This is a genomic window from Caulobacter mirabilis (assembly GCF_002749615.1).
Taxonomy (GTDB): domain Bacteria; phylum Pseudomonadota; class Alphaproteobacteria; order Caulobacterales; family Caulobacteraceae; genus Caulobacter; species Caulobacter mirabilis.
The window spans coordinates 2,882,194-2,899,601 of the sequence record NZ_CP024201.1; the positions used below are offsets into that span (position 1 = coordinate 2,882,194).

11 protein-coding genes are annotated in these 17,408 nt (G+C 67.1%); 2 read left to right on the forward strand and 9 right to left on the reverse strand.

The features are described 5' to 3' along the window. The first annotated feature begins 6 nt into the window (after window positions 1-6). Window positions 7-978: a transglutaminase family protein gene (locus CSW64_RS13805; RefSeq protein ID WP_099622660.1), complete on the forward strand. Its 972-nt coding sequence runs from the start codon at window positions 7-9 to the stop codon at window positions 976-978. 135 nt (window positions 979-1,113) lie between these two features. On the opposite strand, the gene CSW64_RS13810 is transcribed toward CSW64_RS13805, so the two are convergent. The 5 genes from CSW64_RS13810 to cysT all read right to left on the reverse strand — a co-directional run bounded on the left by CSW64_RS13810 (window position 1,114) and on the right by cysT (window position 6,032). After that, a complete protein-coding gene (locus CSW64_RS13810; RefSeq protein ID WP_245863701.1) occupies window positions 1,114-2,769 on the reverse strand; it encodes a TadG family pilus assembly protein in 1,656 nt (551 codons plus the stop codon). After that, on the reverse strand, window positions 2,769-3,194 hold the full coding sequence (locus tag CSW64_RS13815) for a TadE/TadG family type IV pilus assembly protein (protein ID WP_099622661.1): 426 nt from the start codon (window positions 3,192-3,194) through the stop codon (window positions 2,769-2,771). Before CSW64_RS13815 ends, CSW64_RS13810 begins: the two co-directional genes overlap by 1 nt. 75 nt (window positions 3,195-3,269) lie before the next feature. After that, window positions 3,270-4,295, reverse strand: a complete 1,026-nt coding sequence (locus CSW64_RS13820) for a sulfate/molybdate ABC transporter ATP-binding protein (RefSeq protein WP_099622662.1) — start codon at window positions 4,293-4,295, stop codon at window positions 3,270-3,272. A gap of 19 nt (window positions 4,296-4,314) precedes the next feature. Next, a complete protein-coding gene (gene cysW, locus CSW64_RS13825; RefSeq protein ID WP_099622663.1) occupies window positions 4,315-5,160 on the reverse strand; it encodes a sulfate ABC transporter permease subunit CysW in 846 nt (281 codons plus the stop codon). Beyond that, window positions 5,157-6,032, reverse strand: coding sequence for a sulfate ABC transporter permease subunit CysT (cysT, locus tag CSW64_RS13830; RefSeq protein ID WP_099622664.1), 876 nt, complete (start codon window positions 6,030-6,032; stop codon window positions 5,157-5,159). The genes cysW and cysT overlap by 4 nt, the downstream gene beginning before the upstream one ends. A 291-nt stretch (window positions 6,033-6,323) precedes the next feature. Here cysT and CSW64_RS13835 point away from each other — a divergent pair, with 291 nt between their 5' ends. Beyond that, window positions 6,324-6,629 (forward strand): hypothetical protein, encoded by a 306-nt coding sequence (locus tag CSW64_RS13835; RefSeq protein WP_099622665.1) that lies wholly within the window; start codon window positions 6,324-6,326, stop codon window positions 6,627-6,629. A gap of 575 nt (window positions 6,630-7,204) precedes the next feature. Here the strand turns inward: CSW64_RS13835 and CSW64_RS13840 are convergent. The 4 genes from CSW64_RS13840 to CSW64_RS13855 form a co-directional block, all read right to left on the reverse strand. Then, window positions 7,205-9,685 carry an RHS repeat-associated core domain-containing protein gene (locus tag CSW64_RS13840; protein ID WP_172448562.1) on the reverse strand — a complete coding sequence of 827 codons (2,481 nt, stop codon included), beginning with the start codon at window positions 9,683-9,685 and terminating at the stop codon, window positions 7,205-7,207. A gap of 23 nt (window positions 9,686-9,708) precedes the next feature. Continuing rightward, the gene (locus CSW64_RS13845; protein WP_150131416.1) at window positions 9,709-13,857 is read right to left on the reverse strand and encodes a transglutaminase domain-containing protein; all 4,149 of its coding nucleotides are present in this window, start codon (window positions 13,855-13,857) and stop codon (window positions 9,709-9,711) included. A gap of 137 nt (window positions 13,858-13,994) precedes the next feature. Further along, a complete protein-coding gene (locus tag CSW64_RS13850; protein ID WP_216361176.1) occupies window positions 13,995-14,186 on the reverse strand; it encodes an RHS repeat domain-containing protein in 192 nt (63 codons plus the stop codon). A gap of 668 nt (window positions 14,187-14,854) precedes the next feature. Beyond that, the gene (locus CSW64_RS13855) at window positions 14,855-17,404 is read right to left on the reverse strand and encodes an RHS repeat domain-containing protein (protein WP_099622668.1); all 2,550 of its coding nucleotides are present in this window, start codon (window positions 17,402-17,404) and stop codon (window positions 14,855-14,857) included. Window positions 17,405-17,408 lie beyond the last annotated feature (4 nt).

Genomic DNA, 17,408 nt, shown 5'->3' on the forward strand with positions numbered 1-17,408 from the left:
CGCCTGATGCTGCTCGAAATCCGGCACCTCACCCAGTACCGCTACGAGCAGCTGGTCCGGGAAAGCCTGATGGAGCTGCGGATGCAGCCCCGTAAGAGCGCCGGCCAGCGACTGATCAGCTTCGATCTGGCCGTAGATCCCCGCGCGCCGCTGTTCTCCTACGTCGACGACTTCGGCAACGCCGTCCACCATTTCGACGTCCCCCAGCCGCACGACACCCTGACGATCGAGACGCGGGCGGCCGTGGAGACGCAACCGGCTCAACCCCTGCCCGAAACGCTGGATATGGGGGAGTGGGACCGACTGCGCGGCGACTTCGTGCGGGGCGAGTGCTTCGACTTCCTGCGTCCCCATGGCTTTGTTCAGGTCACCGAGGCGCTCACGCGGTTCATGGCCGAACGCGACCTGGAGGACTTGCGCCGACGCGATCCCCTCACCGCCATCCGGGCGCTGAACACCGCCATCTACCAGGCTTTCGATTACACGCCCGGGATCACGGACGCCGACAGTCCGATCGACCTGGCCCTGACCGAAGGCCGCGGCGTCTGCCAGGACTTCGCCCATGTCATGCTGGCGGTCTGTCGCGCCTGGGGCGTGCCGGCGCGGTACGTCTCCGGCTACCTGTTCACCGACCGCCGTCAGGGGGACCGCTCCGATCCGGATGCGACCCATGCTTGGGTGGAGGTGTTCCTCCCGACCCTGCGCTGGATCGGCTTCGACCCCACCAACAATGTCCTGGCGGGCGAGCGCCACGTGGCCGTCGCCGTCGGCCGCGACTACGGAGACGCGCCGCCGACCCGCGGGGTCTATAAGGGCGAGGCGGAAAGTCAGCTGGCGGTGGCGGTCTCCGTGGGGCGGGCGCGAGCGGCCGTCGCCGACCCGGAATTCCTGCGCCTTCCCCGGCCGGTCTTCGCCGGCGGCCGACGCGCGCGCGCCGCGGACGATCGCCGGCGGCAGGAGCAGCAACAGCAGCAGTAGAAGGAAAGCGGGGCGTCGGCGGGCCCACGGGGGAGCAAGGCCGGCCGACGCCCCTTCGGCCCTCCCCGCCAAGAGACGGGCCGTTACCGAGGTCGTCCCATCCGAAGCAGGGAACGACCTGGATCTCACATCGCGTCAGGCCACCAGCGCCGCCTCCTTGCAGCGCAGGCCATTCACGCGGACATCCGCTTCTCCGACTTTCACGCCCAGGATCCCGGTCAGCGTATTGAGCAGTCCGTCCAAGGGCGCGGCGACCGCGGTCAGAAGGTCGCCCACGACCTTGATGACCGCGTTGTTGCCAAGCGAAAGGCTCAGGATCCCGAGGATGTCGATATCCAGGTCGAGATTCCCGATCAGGGTGCCGATCAGCGCCCCGGCGATGTCGTCGGTCTGGACCGACTTCAGCGTCCTGGCCTTGATCTCGTTGTTGTTGAACGAGACGCTCTTCCAGCTGGCGCCGCCGATCGAGGCCTGCGAACTGCCGGTGATGTCGAGCAGCAGGGTGTCGGCGATCGTCGCCGATCCCACGGTCATCGGATGGGTGAAGTCGTTCAGCTTGGTCCGATCGATCTGGCCGATCCACAGCTTGCCGACGCTCGGCTTCACGGCCAGGGTCGCGATGCGGTTGTTGCAGTCGAGGCTTTGCAGCTTGGCCTCCGCCGAGGCGGTCTCGACCAGGATCGGCAGATTGACCTGGGCGATGCCGGCCAGCAGACCGCCGGAGCCGACCTTGGCGTCCAGATAGAGGCGGGTCTGCGCGGTCCTGATCACGACGCTGTCGTCGGAGCTGACGGTCAGCCAGGTCGAGTTGTTCGGCCGCTCGCCGATCGCCAGCCAGGCGTCGACGCTGGCCACGCCGGGAACGTTGGTTCCGATGTCGAGCTTCACCTGCCGCCCTTCCTGGGCGAGCTGGAGCGTAGCGCTGGTCAGGTCCAGGGCGCTGACCGCGATCCCCGCGCCCTGCCCGCCGGACACGCTGCTCTGGGGGCCGTAGGGGCCGACGCTGATCAGCTTGTCGAGTTCGGCCGGCGTAGCCGTGCCCGCCGCCTGGGCGATCTGGCGCACGGCGAGCGCGGCGCTGTCCTTGCCCTCGTCGTCGAGAAGCTTCTCCAGAACCTGCAACGCCTTGCCGGTCGTCACATCCGCCTGCAGCACCTTCTCGTAGGAGAGCCCCCTGAGACCGAGCTCCGTCCGCAGCAGATCCAGGTATTTGAACAGGTCGACGTCGGTGTTGAGGAGCTGGTTGTAGTCCATCACCGACAGGTTGATCGAACTGCCGGTCAGGCCCTTCAGCAGCGAATTGGCCACGCCGCCGTTCAGTGAGGCCAGCCGCGAGCCCAGCTGAAAACTGGCCATCTCGGCGCGGGCGGCCGTCGCCGATCGGCTGATGTCGACGGTGGACCGGCCAAGGAACACCTGGCCGAAGAAGATGTCAGCCTTGCCGGAGAGCTTGACCCGCACCGCGTTGGGCGCGGCCGCGCCGGCGGTGAAGCGGTTGGCCGCGGCGACCGCGGGATTGGGCTTGTACTTGCCGCTGGTCACCTCGACGGTGAGCGGACCCCGCCAGCCGTTGGCGGCCGCGGTCGCCTGGGCCGCTCGCTGGGCGTTCGGCATGTCGCGCGCGGCGGCCAGGGCGGCCAGATCGGCGATGCCCTGCAGCTTGCGGGTCTGGCCGTAGACCGAGCCCATATCGATGGCGAGCGCGCCGAAGCCGATGATCAGGGCCGAGGAGAAGGCCGCGATCAGGGCGATGCCCCCGCGCTCGTCCCTGGCGAACCGACGGAGCCGCATCAGTACCCTCCCAGCCGGACGGTGGCCGAGCGCGAGATCGTGCTCGACGGCATGGGGACGAGCCCCTTCATCGACCAGAAGGGCGTGTCGGCCGCGTTATAGGAGATGGCGACCGTAACCCGGTCGGACGCATTGGTGACGGTCAGGGTGGCCTTGTTCCGCTCCAGCCAGACATAGTCGCCGATCTCGGCGTTCAAGGCGGCTGTGGCCAGGGCCGTGCGTTCGGTGTTGTCCAGACCCGCCATCGCGGCGCGGGCGGCGTCGTTGGTCACCTGCTGAACGGCGTGGGACATCCAGAAGTAGCCGCCGTAGCCGCAGAGGCCCAGCAGCATGACGACGAACATCGGGCCGACGATGGCGAACTCCAGCGCCGCCGCGCCTCGCTGTTCTGCGAGAAAACCCTTCAGGTGCGTTCTAGCCCTCATGCAACCGATAATGGCGCCCTTGGGTAAACCGCATCCTAAGATTGCAGAACGGCGATATCCGCCGTTTTTACTACTTTAAAGTGAGTATATGTGGGCCTGACGCGACTCGGCGTGCAGCGCGGCGCCGGCCGCCAGGGAACGCCCCTGCTCGCGAGAGACCTGAGCTTCCAGTCGTTCACCCTGGGGCGTGACAAGGTCGACGTGGGCCACGGCGCCGTCGATGCCGACCCGCTCCACCCGAACCTCGAAGCCCTTGCCGTCCAGCGCGATGTCGTAGGGACGCACGAAGCCGACCGCGGGGCCGTCCGCCAGACCGGGCGCCGCCAGCGTCACCCCGCCCGAGACGAACCGCCCGTCCCGGACCGCTCCCTCGAACCGGTTGGCCTCGCCGACGAAGCCGCAGACGAACGGGTTGGCCGGATTGTCGTGGACTTCGGAGGGCGTCCCGACCTGCTCGATCTGGCCCTGGTTCAGGATCGCCACCCGGTCGGCCAGCTCCAGGGCCTCCTCCTGGTCGTGGGTCACGAAGATAGTGGTCACGCCGGTGGCGTCGTGGATGCGGCGCAGCTCCTTGCGCAGCGACTTGCGGACGGTCGCGTCCAGGGCCCCGAACGGCTCGTCGAGCAGCAGCACCCGCGGCGACACCGCCAAAGCCCGGGCCAGGGCCACGCGCTGGCGCTGGCCGCCGGACAGCTGCGACGGGAACCGTTTGCCCAGGTCGCCCAGCTCCACCAGCTTGAGCAGCTCGTCGACCCGCGCGGCGATCTCGGTCTTCGACGGCTTGGCGGCGCCCTTGCGGACGTCCAGGCCGAAGGCGACGTTCTTGGCCACGGTCATGTGCTTGAACAGCGCGTACTGCTGGAACACGAACCCGACCCCGCGCCGAGCCGCGCCGGCGTAGGTGACGTCCTCGGTCTCGAACAGGATCTGGCCGCTGTCGGGATACTCCAGGCCGGCGATGGCCCGCAGCAGGGTGGTCTTGCCCGAGCCCGACGGCCCGAGCAACGCCAGCAGCTCGCCGGGCGCGATCTCCAGGCTGACGTCGTTCAGGGCCGGGAAACGGCCGAACGTCTTCTGCACCGATCGGATGGAGATGGTCATGGGACGGCGTGGGCTCCGGTCAGTGTGCGGCCTTGCGGCCGGGCTGGGCGGCCTCGAGCAGGCTCTTCAGCACCAGGGTGACGAGGGCGAGCAGGCAGAGCAACGCCGCCACCGCGAACGCGCCCACGAAGTCGTACTCGTTGTAGAGGATCTCGACATGCAGCGGCATGGTGTTGGTCAGGCCGCGGATATGGCCGCTGACCACCGACACCGCGCCGAACTCGCCCATCGCCCGGGCGTTGCACAGCAGCACGCCGTACAGCAGGCCCCAGCGGACGTTCGGCGCGGTGACGCTCCAGAAGGTGCGCAGACCCGAGGCGCCGAGCGAGACCGAAGCCTCCTCCTCGTCGGTCCCCTGCTCCTGCATCAGCGGGATCAGCTCGCGGGCGACGAAGGGGAAGGTCACGAAGACGGTGGCCAGCACGATGCCGGGCACGGCGAAGATGATCTTGATGTCGTGCTCGATCAGCCAGCCGCCGAACCAGCCCTGGGCCCCGAACACCAGCACATAGATCAGGCCCGCCACCACCGGCGACACCGAGAACGGCAGGTCGATCAGGGTGATCAGGAAGGCCTTGCCCCGGAAGTGATGCTTGGCGATCGCCCAGGAGGCGCAGAGGCCGAAGACGGCGTTGAACGGCACGGCGATCGCGGCGGTCAGCAGGGTCAGCTTGATGGCCGCCAGCGCGTCGGGATTCCGGATCGCCTCCAGCGCCACGGGCAGGCCCTTGCGCAGCGCCTCCACGAACACCGAGGCCAGCGGCAGGATCAGCGCCAGGCCCAGGAAGGCCAGGACCAGGCCCACGACCAGGACCCTGGCCCAGGTCGGATCCTCGGTCGGGCGGCGGGCGGCGACGCGGCTCATGCGTATCTCCTCGCCCAGGCCTGGATGGCGTTGATGACCAGCAGCATCAGGAAGGAGACCGCCAGCATGACCACCGCGATCGAGGCGGCGGCGGCGTACTCGTACTGCTCCAGCTGGATGACGATCAGCAGCGGGGCGATCTCGGATTTGTAGGGCATGTTGCCGGCGATGAAGATCACCGAGCCGTACTCGCCGACCGCCCGGGCGAAGGCCATGGCGAAGCCGGTCAGCCAGGCGGGCGCGAGCGCCGGCAGCACCACCCGCACGATGGTCTGCAGCCGGTTGGCGCCCAGGCTGGCGGCGGCCTCCTCCACGTCGGCGGCCAGGTCGTGCATGACCGGCTCCAGCGTCCGGACCACGAACGGCAGGCCGATGAAGGTCAGGGCGATGACCACGCCCAGCGGGCTGTAGGCGGCCTTGATCCCCAGCGGGGTCAGGAACTGGCCGATCCAGCCCTGCGGCGCGTAGAGCGTGGCGAGCGCGATGCCGGCCACCGCCGTCGGCAGGGCGAACGGCAGGTCGACCAGGGCGTTGATCACGCTCTTGCCGGGAAAGCTGTAGCGGACCAGGGCCCAGGCGGTCAGGACCCCGAACACGCCGTTGACCACGGCCGCCAGGAACGAGGCCCCGAAGGTCAGCTCATAGGCCTTCAGCGCCCGCTCGGAGAAGGCGGCGGCGATGAACTCCGGAAACGACAGTTCGGCCGACTTGATCGCCACCGCGGTCAGCGGGATCAGCACGATCAGCGACAGGATGGTCAGGGTCACGCCCATCGTCAGGCCGAAGCCCGGGATGGCGCTGCGCCGGCGCAGCCACGGCTTGCGGCGCGGCCGGCGTTCGGGCGTCGGGGTCACGGCGTCCAGGGCTGTCATCGTCGCGTCGCGGCTCGGCCTGTTCTAGCGGCCGACATACAAACGCACATCGCCCCGGTTTTGATGCCGGGCGGTTTCCCGCCCCCCGACCGGCGATAAAACCTACCACCTGGGTGGGCAAAAGAGATTTTCTGAGGGGGCGGTTAGCGGGGCCGGACGGCGCGACGCGGAGCCCCTCACGGCCGGGCCTTCGACCTCGCGGCCGTCGCGGCGCGGAAGTCTGCCCGGCGCCCGGGACGCCGGACCGCCGGCGACCGCAGCGGCGGTCGGCGCTTCACGGGAGAGAGGCGGTTGTCGGGACCTCAGGGACCCGATGGGGTCAGGCCCGCCGCGGCGGCGGTCACCCTGGAACTGGTCCTGAACGGCGGCGGCTCGGCCCGCCCGCCCCGCATCGTCCGCGCCGAGGCCGGAACCCCGCCGGAAGCCCAGCTGCTGGCCGAGGCGCGGGCGCTGACCGCGATCCAGACCCGCCCGCTCTACAAGGCCGCCGGCCTGCCGGGACAGGTGCACCGCGTGCGGTTCGAGGCGGTGGCGACAAAGAACCGGCGGGTGAATGCTTCTCTCCACTCTCAGTCGCTGCAGAAGAAGCACAACTAAGAGCTAACACTAAGTCGATCTCGGTTGAGGGGGTGTCAGTCCGTCCCAAGGTTCCGGCGCCAACAAATACTGCAGCGGCCACACATTGTCTCGATCTCGGCCGCAGCGGGGGCAAGCGCGATCATAGCAAACTCGCCGCGTGAAATTCGGCTCTTTGGCCGCCCGTCTCCCGGCCCATTTTGGGTATGCCCGTATGAGCCGTCCCTGTGATGTCCGCTGAGGGCGGAGTTTGGAGGCTGGAATACTTGCGCCGCGAAGCACTGGCCGTCGCGCTGGCGCAAGAACACATATCGGAATCTCGCTCTGCGGGACGCCCATCGGCCGGTCGATAGGGCCGAAATCAGCTCCAGCGACTATTCGATCCAGGCGGTTTGATGCTCAATCCTTGAACCAGTCGAAATACCCCCTCGACTTCATAATTGAATATGCAATGCCCCAAAAGATAAAAAAGCCCGCAAAGAAGGCAAACGGGTGAACAAGTTTGGAGATCGTCCCGCCGAATGCCCTATCCGCGAAGTACGCAAGAAATAGGGTTAGAAATATAGTTACAGATATTTTTCCTATTAGACTCTTTTTCATCTCTTTCTTTCGTCGTCCTTCTTCTTTCCGCCAAAGAAGTCCATAACCTTCTTGATGGTTATGGATCCGCGAGCGTCTAAGGATTGCGAGGCGCCAACACCTACCCTGCCAATCCGAGCATTGATCTTGCTAACGGCGGCAGTCCGCGGGCCGGCTTTGCCGCCGCTGTTTGGAGCCTCCCTTGAACCCTGTGGGCTCGCGCCTTTGCCTGCTCCCGGCCCGGTAAGTGGAGTGGTATAGGAGCCACTGAGCGGTCCCACGGTAACATTGGTGCTCGTTGAAACCCCTTCGTTCTCGGGAATCGTGCCTGGGGCGATTCCAATAGCGAGTCCGGCATCGGCTTTGAGCCCAGCCGCAGCGCCAACAGAAGCGGTTACCCCGAAGTCCCAGTTTTCAGACGTAGCCCAGTTCTCGTTGAGGCCGGGAATCTGAAGCACAAAACCTGCCGATCCTCTCATTCCTACGCCTGGCGTGACCTCGCCCGCTGCCTCAACGCTGATGACCGCTTGCTTCCCATCCGGATCCGCCTTGTTGACCGGATCCCCACCCACGTAGGCATACAGGTTCAGGTCGTCCTTGTAGCCGATCGGGTCGGTCTGCAGGAAACGCCCCGCGATCGGGTCGTAGACCCGGGCCTTGTAGTGATAGAGCTTGGCCTCCGGCAGCATGATCTGGCCGGTGTAGCGGAACCGGCTGCCCGTCCAGTTCCCGCCGCCCGGCTCGCCCCAAGGACCGTAGGTGTAGAGCTCCTCCACGGCGCCGTCGCCGCGCGTCCAACCCACGATCGAGCCCTGCCGGTCCTGGTGCAGCCAGCGCCAGATGTGCGTCGCCCCGCTTTCCACCCAGACCAGCGGCTCATCGGTTTCCGGGCCGTGGATGTAGCGCCGCAGCAGCGCGCCGCTCGGGGCGTATTCGCCGACCAGCCGCGAGCCGTCATACAGGAAGGCTGTCGAGGCTCCCCCCGACGTCGTCGACGCCAACCGCCCCTGCGGGTCGTACGTCAGGGTCAGGCCCGGCCCGCCGCCCGTCACCGACGTCAGCCGGTTCTCCACGTCGTAGGTGAAGGTCCGCGTCCCGTCGTTGGTCAGGTTGCCGCGGGCGTCATAGCCGCCGCCCACCGCCGCGATCGAGGCGTCCCGGTTCAGGCCGTCATAGGTGTTCCCCGTCGTGGCCGGTCCCGGCGGGGCCCAGGTGTAGACGGCGTTGGTCTCGCTGAGCAGCTTCAGCTGACTGGCCGGGTTGTAGGCGAACCCCCAGAGTTGGTCGTGCGCCGTGCCGGCCAGGTTGTACTGCAGGGCGCTCAGACGCCCCGCCGCGTCATAGGCCCGGCCGGTCACCACCCCGCCGCCGCCCGCCAGGCCCACGCGCCGTCCGAGGCTGTCGTAGGCGATCTCGGACAGGATGGTCGAGCCGCTTTCCCGGATCATCGTCATCCGGCTGGCGTTGTCGTAGCTGTAGGTGACGTAGGTCCCGCCATCCGGCCAGGTCACCCGCGTGCGGTTGCCGGCGGCGTCGTACTGATAGGTCATCGCCCGGCCGAACGTCGCCTCCGACGTCATCCGGCCGGCCTTGTCGTATTGGGCGAAGATGCCGCTGCCGTCAAAGAACTGGGCGGCGCCCACTCGGTCGCGCAGGTCATAGCCGGTGAACACGTCCTCCACCGTCCCGCCGGGGATATCCTTGGCCGTCTCCCGGTTCAGGGCGTCGTAGCCGTAGGCGATCACCTGGCCGTCGCGTTTGCGCACGCTGATGCGGTTGCCGGCCTGGTCGTAGCCGTAGGCCTCGTAGTCGGTGGCGCTCGAGGTGTTCTGCCCCGCCGTCGTCACCGGGAAATACAGCCCCGACAGCCGGTCGAAGCCGTCATAGGTCATCGTCGAGCGGTTGCTCCGCGCGTCGGTCACCGTCGCCTGCAGGCCGTTGGCCGTATAGGTGTAGGTCGCGTAGGCCTGAGGCGTCGCCGTGCCGAACGCCCGGACCGTCGAGGTCTTCTGCCCGGCCAGGTCGTAGCTGTCCTTGGTGATCCGGTCGTTCCCGTCCGATCCCGCCGGCCCCAGCGTGCAGGCGTCCGCCGGCAGGCTGGCGTAGGCCGCCGGGTTCATCCGCACCGCCGTGCAGGTTAGCCGGTCCAGGCCGTCGTAGGCGAACTGCGTCACCCCCGCCGGGCTGGTCGTCTTCAGCTTCTGGCCGGTGGCGCTGTAGGCCGCCTCCACCACCTCCAGGGCCACGAAGTCGGACCCCGTCGCCGTGGTCGTGGTTCCCTTCTCCGTCCGGATCTCCCGGCCGTCGGCGTCGTAGACGTGCCGGGTCGCCGTCCGCGGCAGCGGTCCGGCCCCGTCCGGGTCCGGCGCGATCTCGAACACCAGCCGCCGGTCGGCGTCCCAGACATAGTTCGAGGTGTACTGCGCCAAGGCCGGCCCGGCCCCCAGCAGCGCCGCCCCGGCGATCGTCGTCGCCAGGATCGTCTTGCGTCCGGTCATCACACTCATGCCCCCCGGCCCCTTCACTGGATCGTCGCCGGGCAGGTCGCCGTGCGCGGGTCGCTCACGCCGGTGATGTTGCCGACCGCGTCGTACTGGTAGCAGGCCCTAAGGTTCAGCCCGCCGCTGTCCACCGTGCTCGCCTTCAGCCGGTACTGCGCCCCGGCGTCATACTCGTAGGTCGTCGTCGTGCTGCTCGAAGAGTCGATCTTCTCGGTCATCGAGGTCATCAGCGACACCCCGCCCAGCACCGTGTAGCCGTAGTCGGTCTGCGGCCGCGTCCCGCCGCTGTCGGCCGGCTTGAGAATCTGCGTCAGGTTCCCGTTCGAGCCGTTCCAGCTGTAGCTGGTCACGTCGACGACATCCGTCCGCGGCCCGTCCGACGCTGTCGGCCGGTTGCAGATCTTCGGATTGACGCAGGTCCAGATCAGCGGCCCCTCGCCGTAGCTCACCGTGCTGGTCAGGTCCGCCAGGCCCGAACCCGGCTTGGCCTTCTTGACCAGGCTGACCATGTTGTCGCGCACGTCGTAGCCGAACAGGTCCTGGTCGCCTTCCGGATAGGTCCGCGACACCACCCGCTTGCGCCCGTCCAGCCCGCTGGTCGTCACCCGGCCCAGCTCGTCGATCGTCCGCGTCAGCCGGCCCCCTTCCAGCGTCTCCACCGCATAGCGGCCGCCTTCCGGGTCCTGGCGCTCGCCGCGATAGCCCTCGGCGATGAAGAACTGGTGGGCGCCCCGCACCCCAGGCTGTCGGATCGACACCCCGTCCCGCGCCTCCTTCACCCGGCCCACGCTGTCGTAGGCGTACGACAGCGACGGCGTCGCCGTGTCCGCGGGGGTGTAGACCTCCGCCAGGGTGCAGAAGCGATAGGGACGCTGGCTGACCGACCGCGCCATGATCGCGTTGAACGTGACCTTGTTCTCACCGCCTCCGGCCTGAAGCGCCGACAGGACGGCGGTACAGTAGGGCGTCTCGGCGACCGTCGGCAGGTTCAGGACCGGTCCCAGGTTCGAACTCACCGCGTTCGGGATCTCGTAGACGGGCGCGGGAACCCCGACCGTGGCCGGATAGCTCAGCGTCAGCACGACGCCCTGAGGGAAGGTCCAGGTCTTCAGGCGGTGGCCCTGGCGGGAGTCCGTAGCGCTGCCGATCTTCCAGAACTCGTAGCTTCTTTGATCGCCGTGGGCGCCGATGGCGGTGACGGCCAGGTCGTCCTGCGCCCAGTACCGGCTGGTCGACAGCACGTAGTCGCAGCCGGGGCGATTGCAGATGCCCGCCTGCACCTTCCGCAGCGCCTGTCGGGTTCCGGTCACCGACACTCTCGCGGCGCCGCCGGCGGTCGGGGCGTAGGTTCCGTCCGCCAGGCGCACATATTGTTCCGTCGCTCCGCCCTGGTTGATCGTGACGGTGTTTCCGGCGATCTCGCGCCCCAGCCAGTCGGCGATCAGGACGCCGCGCACTTCTCTCGTAGGCGAAGCGGCTTGCCGCCAGCTGTCCTGCATCGCGGTGAAGGCCACGATCGCCTGGACCCCGGCCGCAGGCAGGCTCTCCCCCAAGGCTTCGGCGCCGGAGCCTCCGATCACCGCGGCGCTTTCCCAGTTGGACACCACGCCGTCGACGTCCCCGGTCGGCGACAACTGATAGCCCAGCTCGTCATAGCCGAGCGGGCTGGGCTGCCGCAGCCCGCCGCCGCGCACGGCGATCCTGTGGTCCAGACGGAAGGGCATTTCACCCGCGCCGACCGAGGCGAGAACCGGACTTTCGTACCCGGCCGAGCCGGTCTGCAGGTTCACGCCCAGCGCGCTGGAGCGATCGACGAAGCGATCCTTGAGAGTTTGCGCCGCCTTGTTGGGGTCGTAGGTAACGCCTTCCTTGATGATGTTCGCGCCGCCGCCCTTGTAGGCCGCACCGGCCGTGAGGACCACGTGAGCGATGTCCACGGGATCGCCTGCGCCGTCGTAGCGATTGGCGATGAGTGCGCCGCCCACCTGGCTCGATGGGTTCCGCATATAGACCGGATGTGTCCCTCCCGAAGTGCCGACATATCCCGAAACAAAGACCGAACCGTGCCGGAAGCCCGGGCCCAAGGAGGTCTCGGACGAAGCGGTCACATCGAAACCCGCGCCCGTATAATTGACGATTGTCGCGGCGCCTCCGATCTTGCCGCCATCCACGTTGACCCACGCTTCCTGGCCCGCGAACTTGCCGTGGGCGCCGCTGGCGAGGTTCTCGGTCACCATCAGGCTCCGGGCCGAGGACGCGTTCGCCGCGGTGAAGCCGTAGGAGAGCCGGCTCGACGCGTTCGGGGTTTCACTCGCCTCTGGCTCATTGCCCCAGGAGAAGCGACGGGCGGTCGAAACCGAGTCCGGAGAATCCGACAGCTGCTCGGCCACGCTGCCTTCGAGCATTGCGCCCGTCGCCGCAATCGCGTGCACCGCCGCCCGTCGCGCCGCCGCGTCGTCGGTCTTCGACACCACGCCGAACGCGGTCTCCAGGTCGACGACCGTCACCTCATCGAAGAACTGGGAATTGAGCGGCTGTGGCGGCTCTCCCGACTGCACGATCGGTATCGCCGACACGACCCGCAGGTTCGGCGTGATCACGCCCAGGCTGTGATGGTGCGTGAATCGTCCGCCGGCCAGCTCGGCGTGAAGCGCGCCGGACGCCGAGAATTGCGCCAGCCAAGTGGCCTGGATCCGCATCCGCATCAGCTTGCCCGAGGTGGTGGTCGTCGGCGTCGAATCTTTCGAGCGGCTTCCCAGGCGAACGGGCAGCAGGGTCAGGCCCTCGACACCTTCTTCCCGATCCCATCGGGCGGCCAGAGCAGTGGAGGTCGCCCCCCAGCCATGGGCGATCAGCGACGGCAGATTGTAGTTGATCGTCTTCTGGACGCTCGCATCGGCGTAGGTTCCGCCGGCCGCCGCGTAGGGGTGGTTGGCTGTCAGCGTGAGCGGCAGATCGAGGCCGATCGGCGAGATGAACGTCGGTCCAGTCGCCACCACGACGTTGTCGAGGAACACTTCCGCCGACCATTTGTACGGATCGTAGACCGAGCCCGGCGGCCGCGGCAGGTTCAGTGCGCGCTTGGGTTGGACGCCGAGGTTGCGGCCGTAGATCTCATCGACGAACAGGGTCTTGTCGATAACCGTCTGGGTCTGGCCGGGGTTGACCTCGACCGCGGACGCGACCCGCAGCGTCGTCCGATACTGGTCGGGGACGCCGCCGCTCCAGGTCGCGTAGGCTGAGGCGGTATAGGGCAGCGCCCCTTGCCGCCATCCTCCGGCCGGACGCGTCGCCGCCTGAATCTCCCGACCGCCGACGACGTCGGCTAGGTCCGCGCCCTGCAGGTCCGCCAGCCTCAGCCGCGCCAATAGGGCTGAGGACCAGGTTTGAAGCTTGCCGTTGAGGGCGGTCTGATTGAAGGCGGTCACATAGGACGCGCTGCCGCTGGACCCGGTCGTCCCTCCAGCGGCTGACGCGATCTCGCCAGCCGTGAACCCCATGCCGGCCTTCACGTCGATGCCGGCCTTGTGGGTGTAGGGCTTGTAGGCGGGGTCGAACTGGTAGGTCCCGCCGCCGATCGTCGCCTCGACCCAGGCATGGCCCAGGGTCACGCTGCTGACCGAGCCGGAGAGCGCGCAGTTGGCCGGACTGGAGCCGTTGATGATCGCCGGAATGCCGCCGAGGGCTAGGAACTGGCAGGCCGCCTTGGCCTGGTCCAGACCGGTCCAGGCCTGGAACTGGGGCCCGGTCAGGGTGATCGTCCCGACCTTGTAGCTCGCCGTGATCCCCGACTCGCGCAGCAGCTCCACCATCAGGCTGGCCTGGTCGAAGGCCGTGCCCGACTTGTCGATGATCACGCCCAGCGCGCCCTTCTGCAGGCCGTACTGGAACTCGGTGTCGATCCCGTTGCGGACGTACTCGTAGATCAGGTCCGGATCGCCGCGCAGCGCCCGCGCCAGCTCCTTCACCTCGGGCGGCCGCAGCGTGGTGCAGACCTGCGCATTCGACGGGAACTGGGCGCAGAGCCCGTTCGTCGAGGTCGTTCCGCCGCCATAGTAGGCCGAGGCGGCCGCGGGCGAGACCAGCTCGCCCTTCAGCACCTGCACCGACGGCACGGCCGAAAGCCCCTGCGCCATCGCCGGCTGGGCGACCAGAGCTATAAGCGACACGCCGCCGAACAGGCCGCCGGCCGCGACTCCACGCCAATCTCTACGGTACAAGACACGCCCCCGCGTTCGTCATCCCGCCCGCCGCAACGGGCGCTTCCAGCTGTTTCGAAGTCTGGCCGTCAGGCCGCGACCGCCGCCTAGGTGGTGGTCACCGTGGCGGTGCGGTTTCCGTTGTCGTCGTAGCTGTAGGTGATGGTGACGCCGGTCGAATAGGTCACGGTCTTCAGCCGCCCCAGGTCGTCATAGGTATAGGTGACCGTCGCCGCGGACGCGGCTCCCCCGGCGACGCTCAGCATCACCGCCGTCGCCGCCATCAAGCCCCGAAACATCGCCCCACTCCCACTGACCTGGAGGCCAGCCTATTCGCCCAGGGCGCGAAGGCAAGGGGGTTTCAGCCCTTGGCTATGGTTGGCCCGTAGCATGCGCGGCGAAGCGTGGCCCTAGATCGCGATCTCGTCGGAAAAACTCTGCGCGCAGCGCGATGAATAAGATTAGCAAGAGCTTTTGAAAAGATTTCGAGATGATGAAACATCTCTTTTTCCAACATCGGACCAAATCACAGATGGAAGGAGTCCGTAGTTTAGAACAATTGGACTGTCTCCAGATTTTGAGAAAATATCTCTCCCCTTCATACCGACGTACGGGCCATCACCCAGAGATTTCAACAACGCTTCCTTGCTGGAATATATCGCAATAGAATGCCCATAGTCACGCATGTTCACTGTATAATATTCCATAGGCATTCCCTTTGGCAAGGAGGAAGGGGGAGTTCGGACTCTCGAAAACACTTCACTATTCGCCACAACAACGTCAAGATCACCCCTAAGAGAACTATTTTTCGCCGAATTAACCAGGCATCTTTCAAGATCATTGATCGGAAGAATGAACTGATCAGAATCTCTACGGTCAACTCGATCGCCGTTGCACGATACCGTCGCCAGCATTGCGGCAAGAGCCACCGCGCGCATGCCCCTCATCGCTCCTCCCACTCGAAAACCTAGTAACGTCCTTCTTGGGGTTTCAAATAGTTTGACGGCTTCATGATCTGGTTCAGCCCATCAACCGCAGATTTCACCGCATCGCCGGTGGGTGTTTGAGCCCCCTGCACATGAAATGGAATGTACACTGAAATCTCCATGCCCGCGGTAGCGCTCGCCGGCATGGGGACCATATTGGCCTCCCCCGAAACAGCGATTGAGCCAGGCTGCGCCGTTACACCCACAGGCCCAGCCGACCCGGCAAGAGTAGGGCTTATTCCACTCTTGGGCTCGCTGGTTGACAGTTGCGCTTCCACCGACCCGCCAGCAGCGAGATCCGCCCCCGCCAAGAAGGACCCGGTGATCTTTGCGCCGCCCTGTGTGACTTTGCCGGTGCTCATATCCGTTGTGGTGTATCCGCCGACGCTCGCGGCGGCCCCTGCCCCCGGCACCGCAGCAACACGCGCCTGGGCGCTCGTCGTCAGGTATGTTTTCGCGGGTGGCGATGGCTTCGATGGAAGGCCGTTCGCCTCCTTGCCATCCGTCAATTCACGCTTGATGCGAGCATTGAACGCCGCATCCGCCATAGCGCCCTGCCGCCCGGAAGGATCGTTCTTGTTCATCGGATCCCCGCCGACGTAGGCGTAGAGGTTCAGGTCGTCCTTGTAGCCGATCGGGTCGGTCTGCAGGAAGCGGCCGGCGATCGGGTCGTAGACCCGGGCCTTGTAGTGATAGAGCTTGGCCTCCGGCAGCATGATCTGGCCGGTGTAGCGGAACCGACTTCCGCTCCAGTTGTCGCCGCCCGGCTCGCCCCAGGGGCCGTAGGTGTAGACCTCCTCCACTGCTCCGTCGCCGCGCGTCCAGCCCATGATCGAGCCCTGCCGGTCCTGGTGCAGCCAGCGCCAGATATGGGTCGCCCCGCTCTCCGCCCAGACCAGCGGCTCATCCGTACCCGGGCCGTGGATGTAGCGCCGCAGCGGCGTCATGCTGCCGGCCGGATACTCCGCCACCAGCCTAGGTCCGTCGTACAGATAGACCATCCAGGCTCCGCCCGAGCCGGTGGACGACAGCCGTCCCTGCGGGTCGTAGCCCAGGCTCAGGCCCGGCCCGCCGCCGATCACAGAGGTCAGCCGGTTCTCCACGTCGTAGGTGAAGGTCCGCGTCCCGTCGTTGGTCAGGTTGCCTCGAGCGTCATAGCCGCCGCCCACCGCCGCGATCGAGGCGTCCCGGTTCAGGCCGTCGTAGACGCTGTTCGTCGTCCCCGCGCTCGACGCCGCCCACCTGTAGGCGGCGTTGGTCTCGCTGCGCAACGTGAGCTGGCTGGCCGGATTGTAGGCGAACCCCCACAGCTGGTCGTGCGCCGTTCCGGCCAGATTGAACTGCAGGGCGCTCATCCGCCCCGCCCCGTCGTAGGCCCAGCCCTTCGTCGCTCCGCCACCCGCCAGACCAGCCCGACGGCCCAGGGCGTCATAGGCCAGCTCGATCACCGTCGAGGCGCCGTTCTGTCCTATCGCGCGCGTCCGGTTGGCGTTGTCGTAGTCGTACGTGGCGTAGAAACCATCCGGCCAGGTCACGCGGGTGCGGTTGCCAGCCTTGTCGTACTGGTAGGTCATCGCCCGGCCGAACGTCGCTTCCGACGTCATCCGGCCAACCTTGTCGTACTCGGCCAAGATCCCCTGCCCGGCCCAGCCGCCAAACACCGCGCTCAGAATCTGGCCGCGCCGGTCATAGGTCGTGTAAACGTCGTTGTCCGTTCCGGGCGGAACATCCTTCAGTATCTCCCGGTTCAGCGCGTCGTAAGCGTAGGCGAGAATCTGACCGTCGCGCTTGCGCATGCTGATACGGTTGCCCGACGCGTCGTAGCCGTAGGCCTCGTGGTCAGTCGCGCTGGAAGCACTCTGCCCAGCGGCCGTCACCGGGAAGTACAGCGCGGACAGCCGGTCGAAGCCGTCATAGGTCATCGTCGAGCGGTTGCTCCGCGCGTCGGTCACCGTCGCCTGCTTCCCGTTCGGCGTGTAGGTGTAGGTCGCGTAGGCCTGAGGGGTCGGCGTACCGAAGGCCCGGATCGTGGAGAGCTTCTGCCCGGCGTGGTCAAACTCTTCCTTGACGATCCGGTCATTGCCGTCGGCCCCCACCGGTCCCAGCACACAGGCGTCCGCAGGCAGGCTCGCATAGGCCGCGGGATTCATCCGCACCGCCGTGCAGATCAGCTGCCCGGCGCCGTCGTAGCGCATCTGGGTGACCCCGGCGGGCGTGACCACCTTCACCTTCCGGCCGACCGCATCGTTGGTGATGCTCACGGTCTGCAGCGGGGTGAAGTCCGCCCCGTTGGTCGCGGTCGTCGTTCCCGTCTCGACCCGGATGACCCGTCCTTCGGCGTCATAGGTCGTGCGTTCCGCCGTCCGCGGCAGCGGTCCGGCGCCATCCGGATCCGGTCCGATCTTCAGGACCGGGCGACGCATCGCGTCCCACTGGGTGTAGCTGGTGAAATCGGACGGGGACTGGGCCTGCGCCGGCGTGAAGACGCCGCCCGCCAGGGCGCCGCAGAAGAGAATCGCTATGTTTCGCATGATG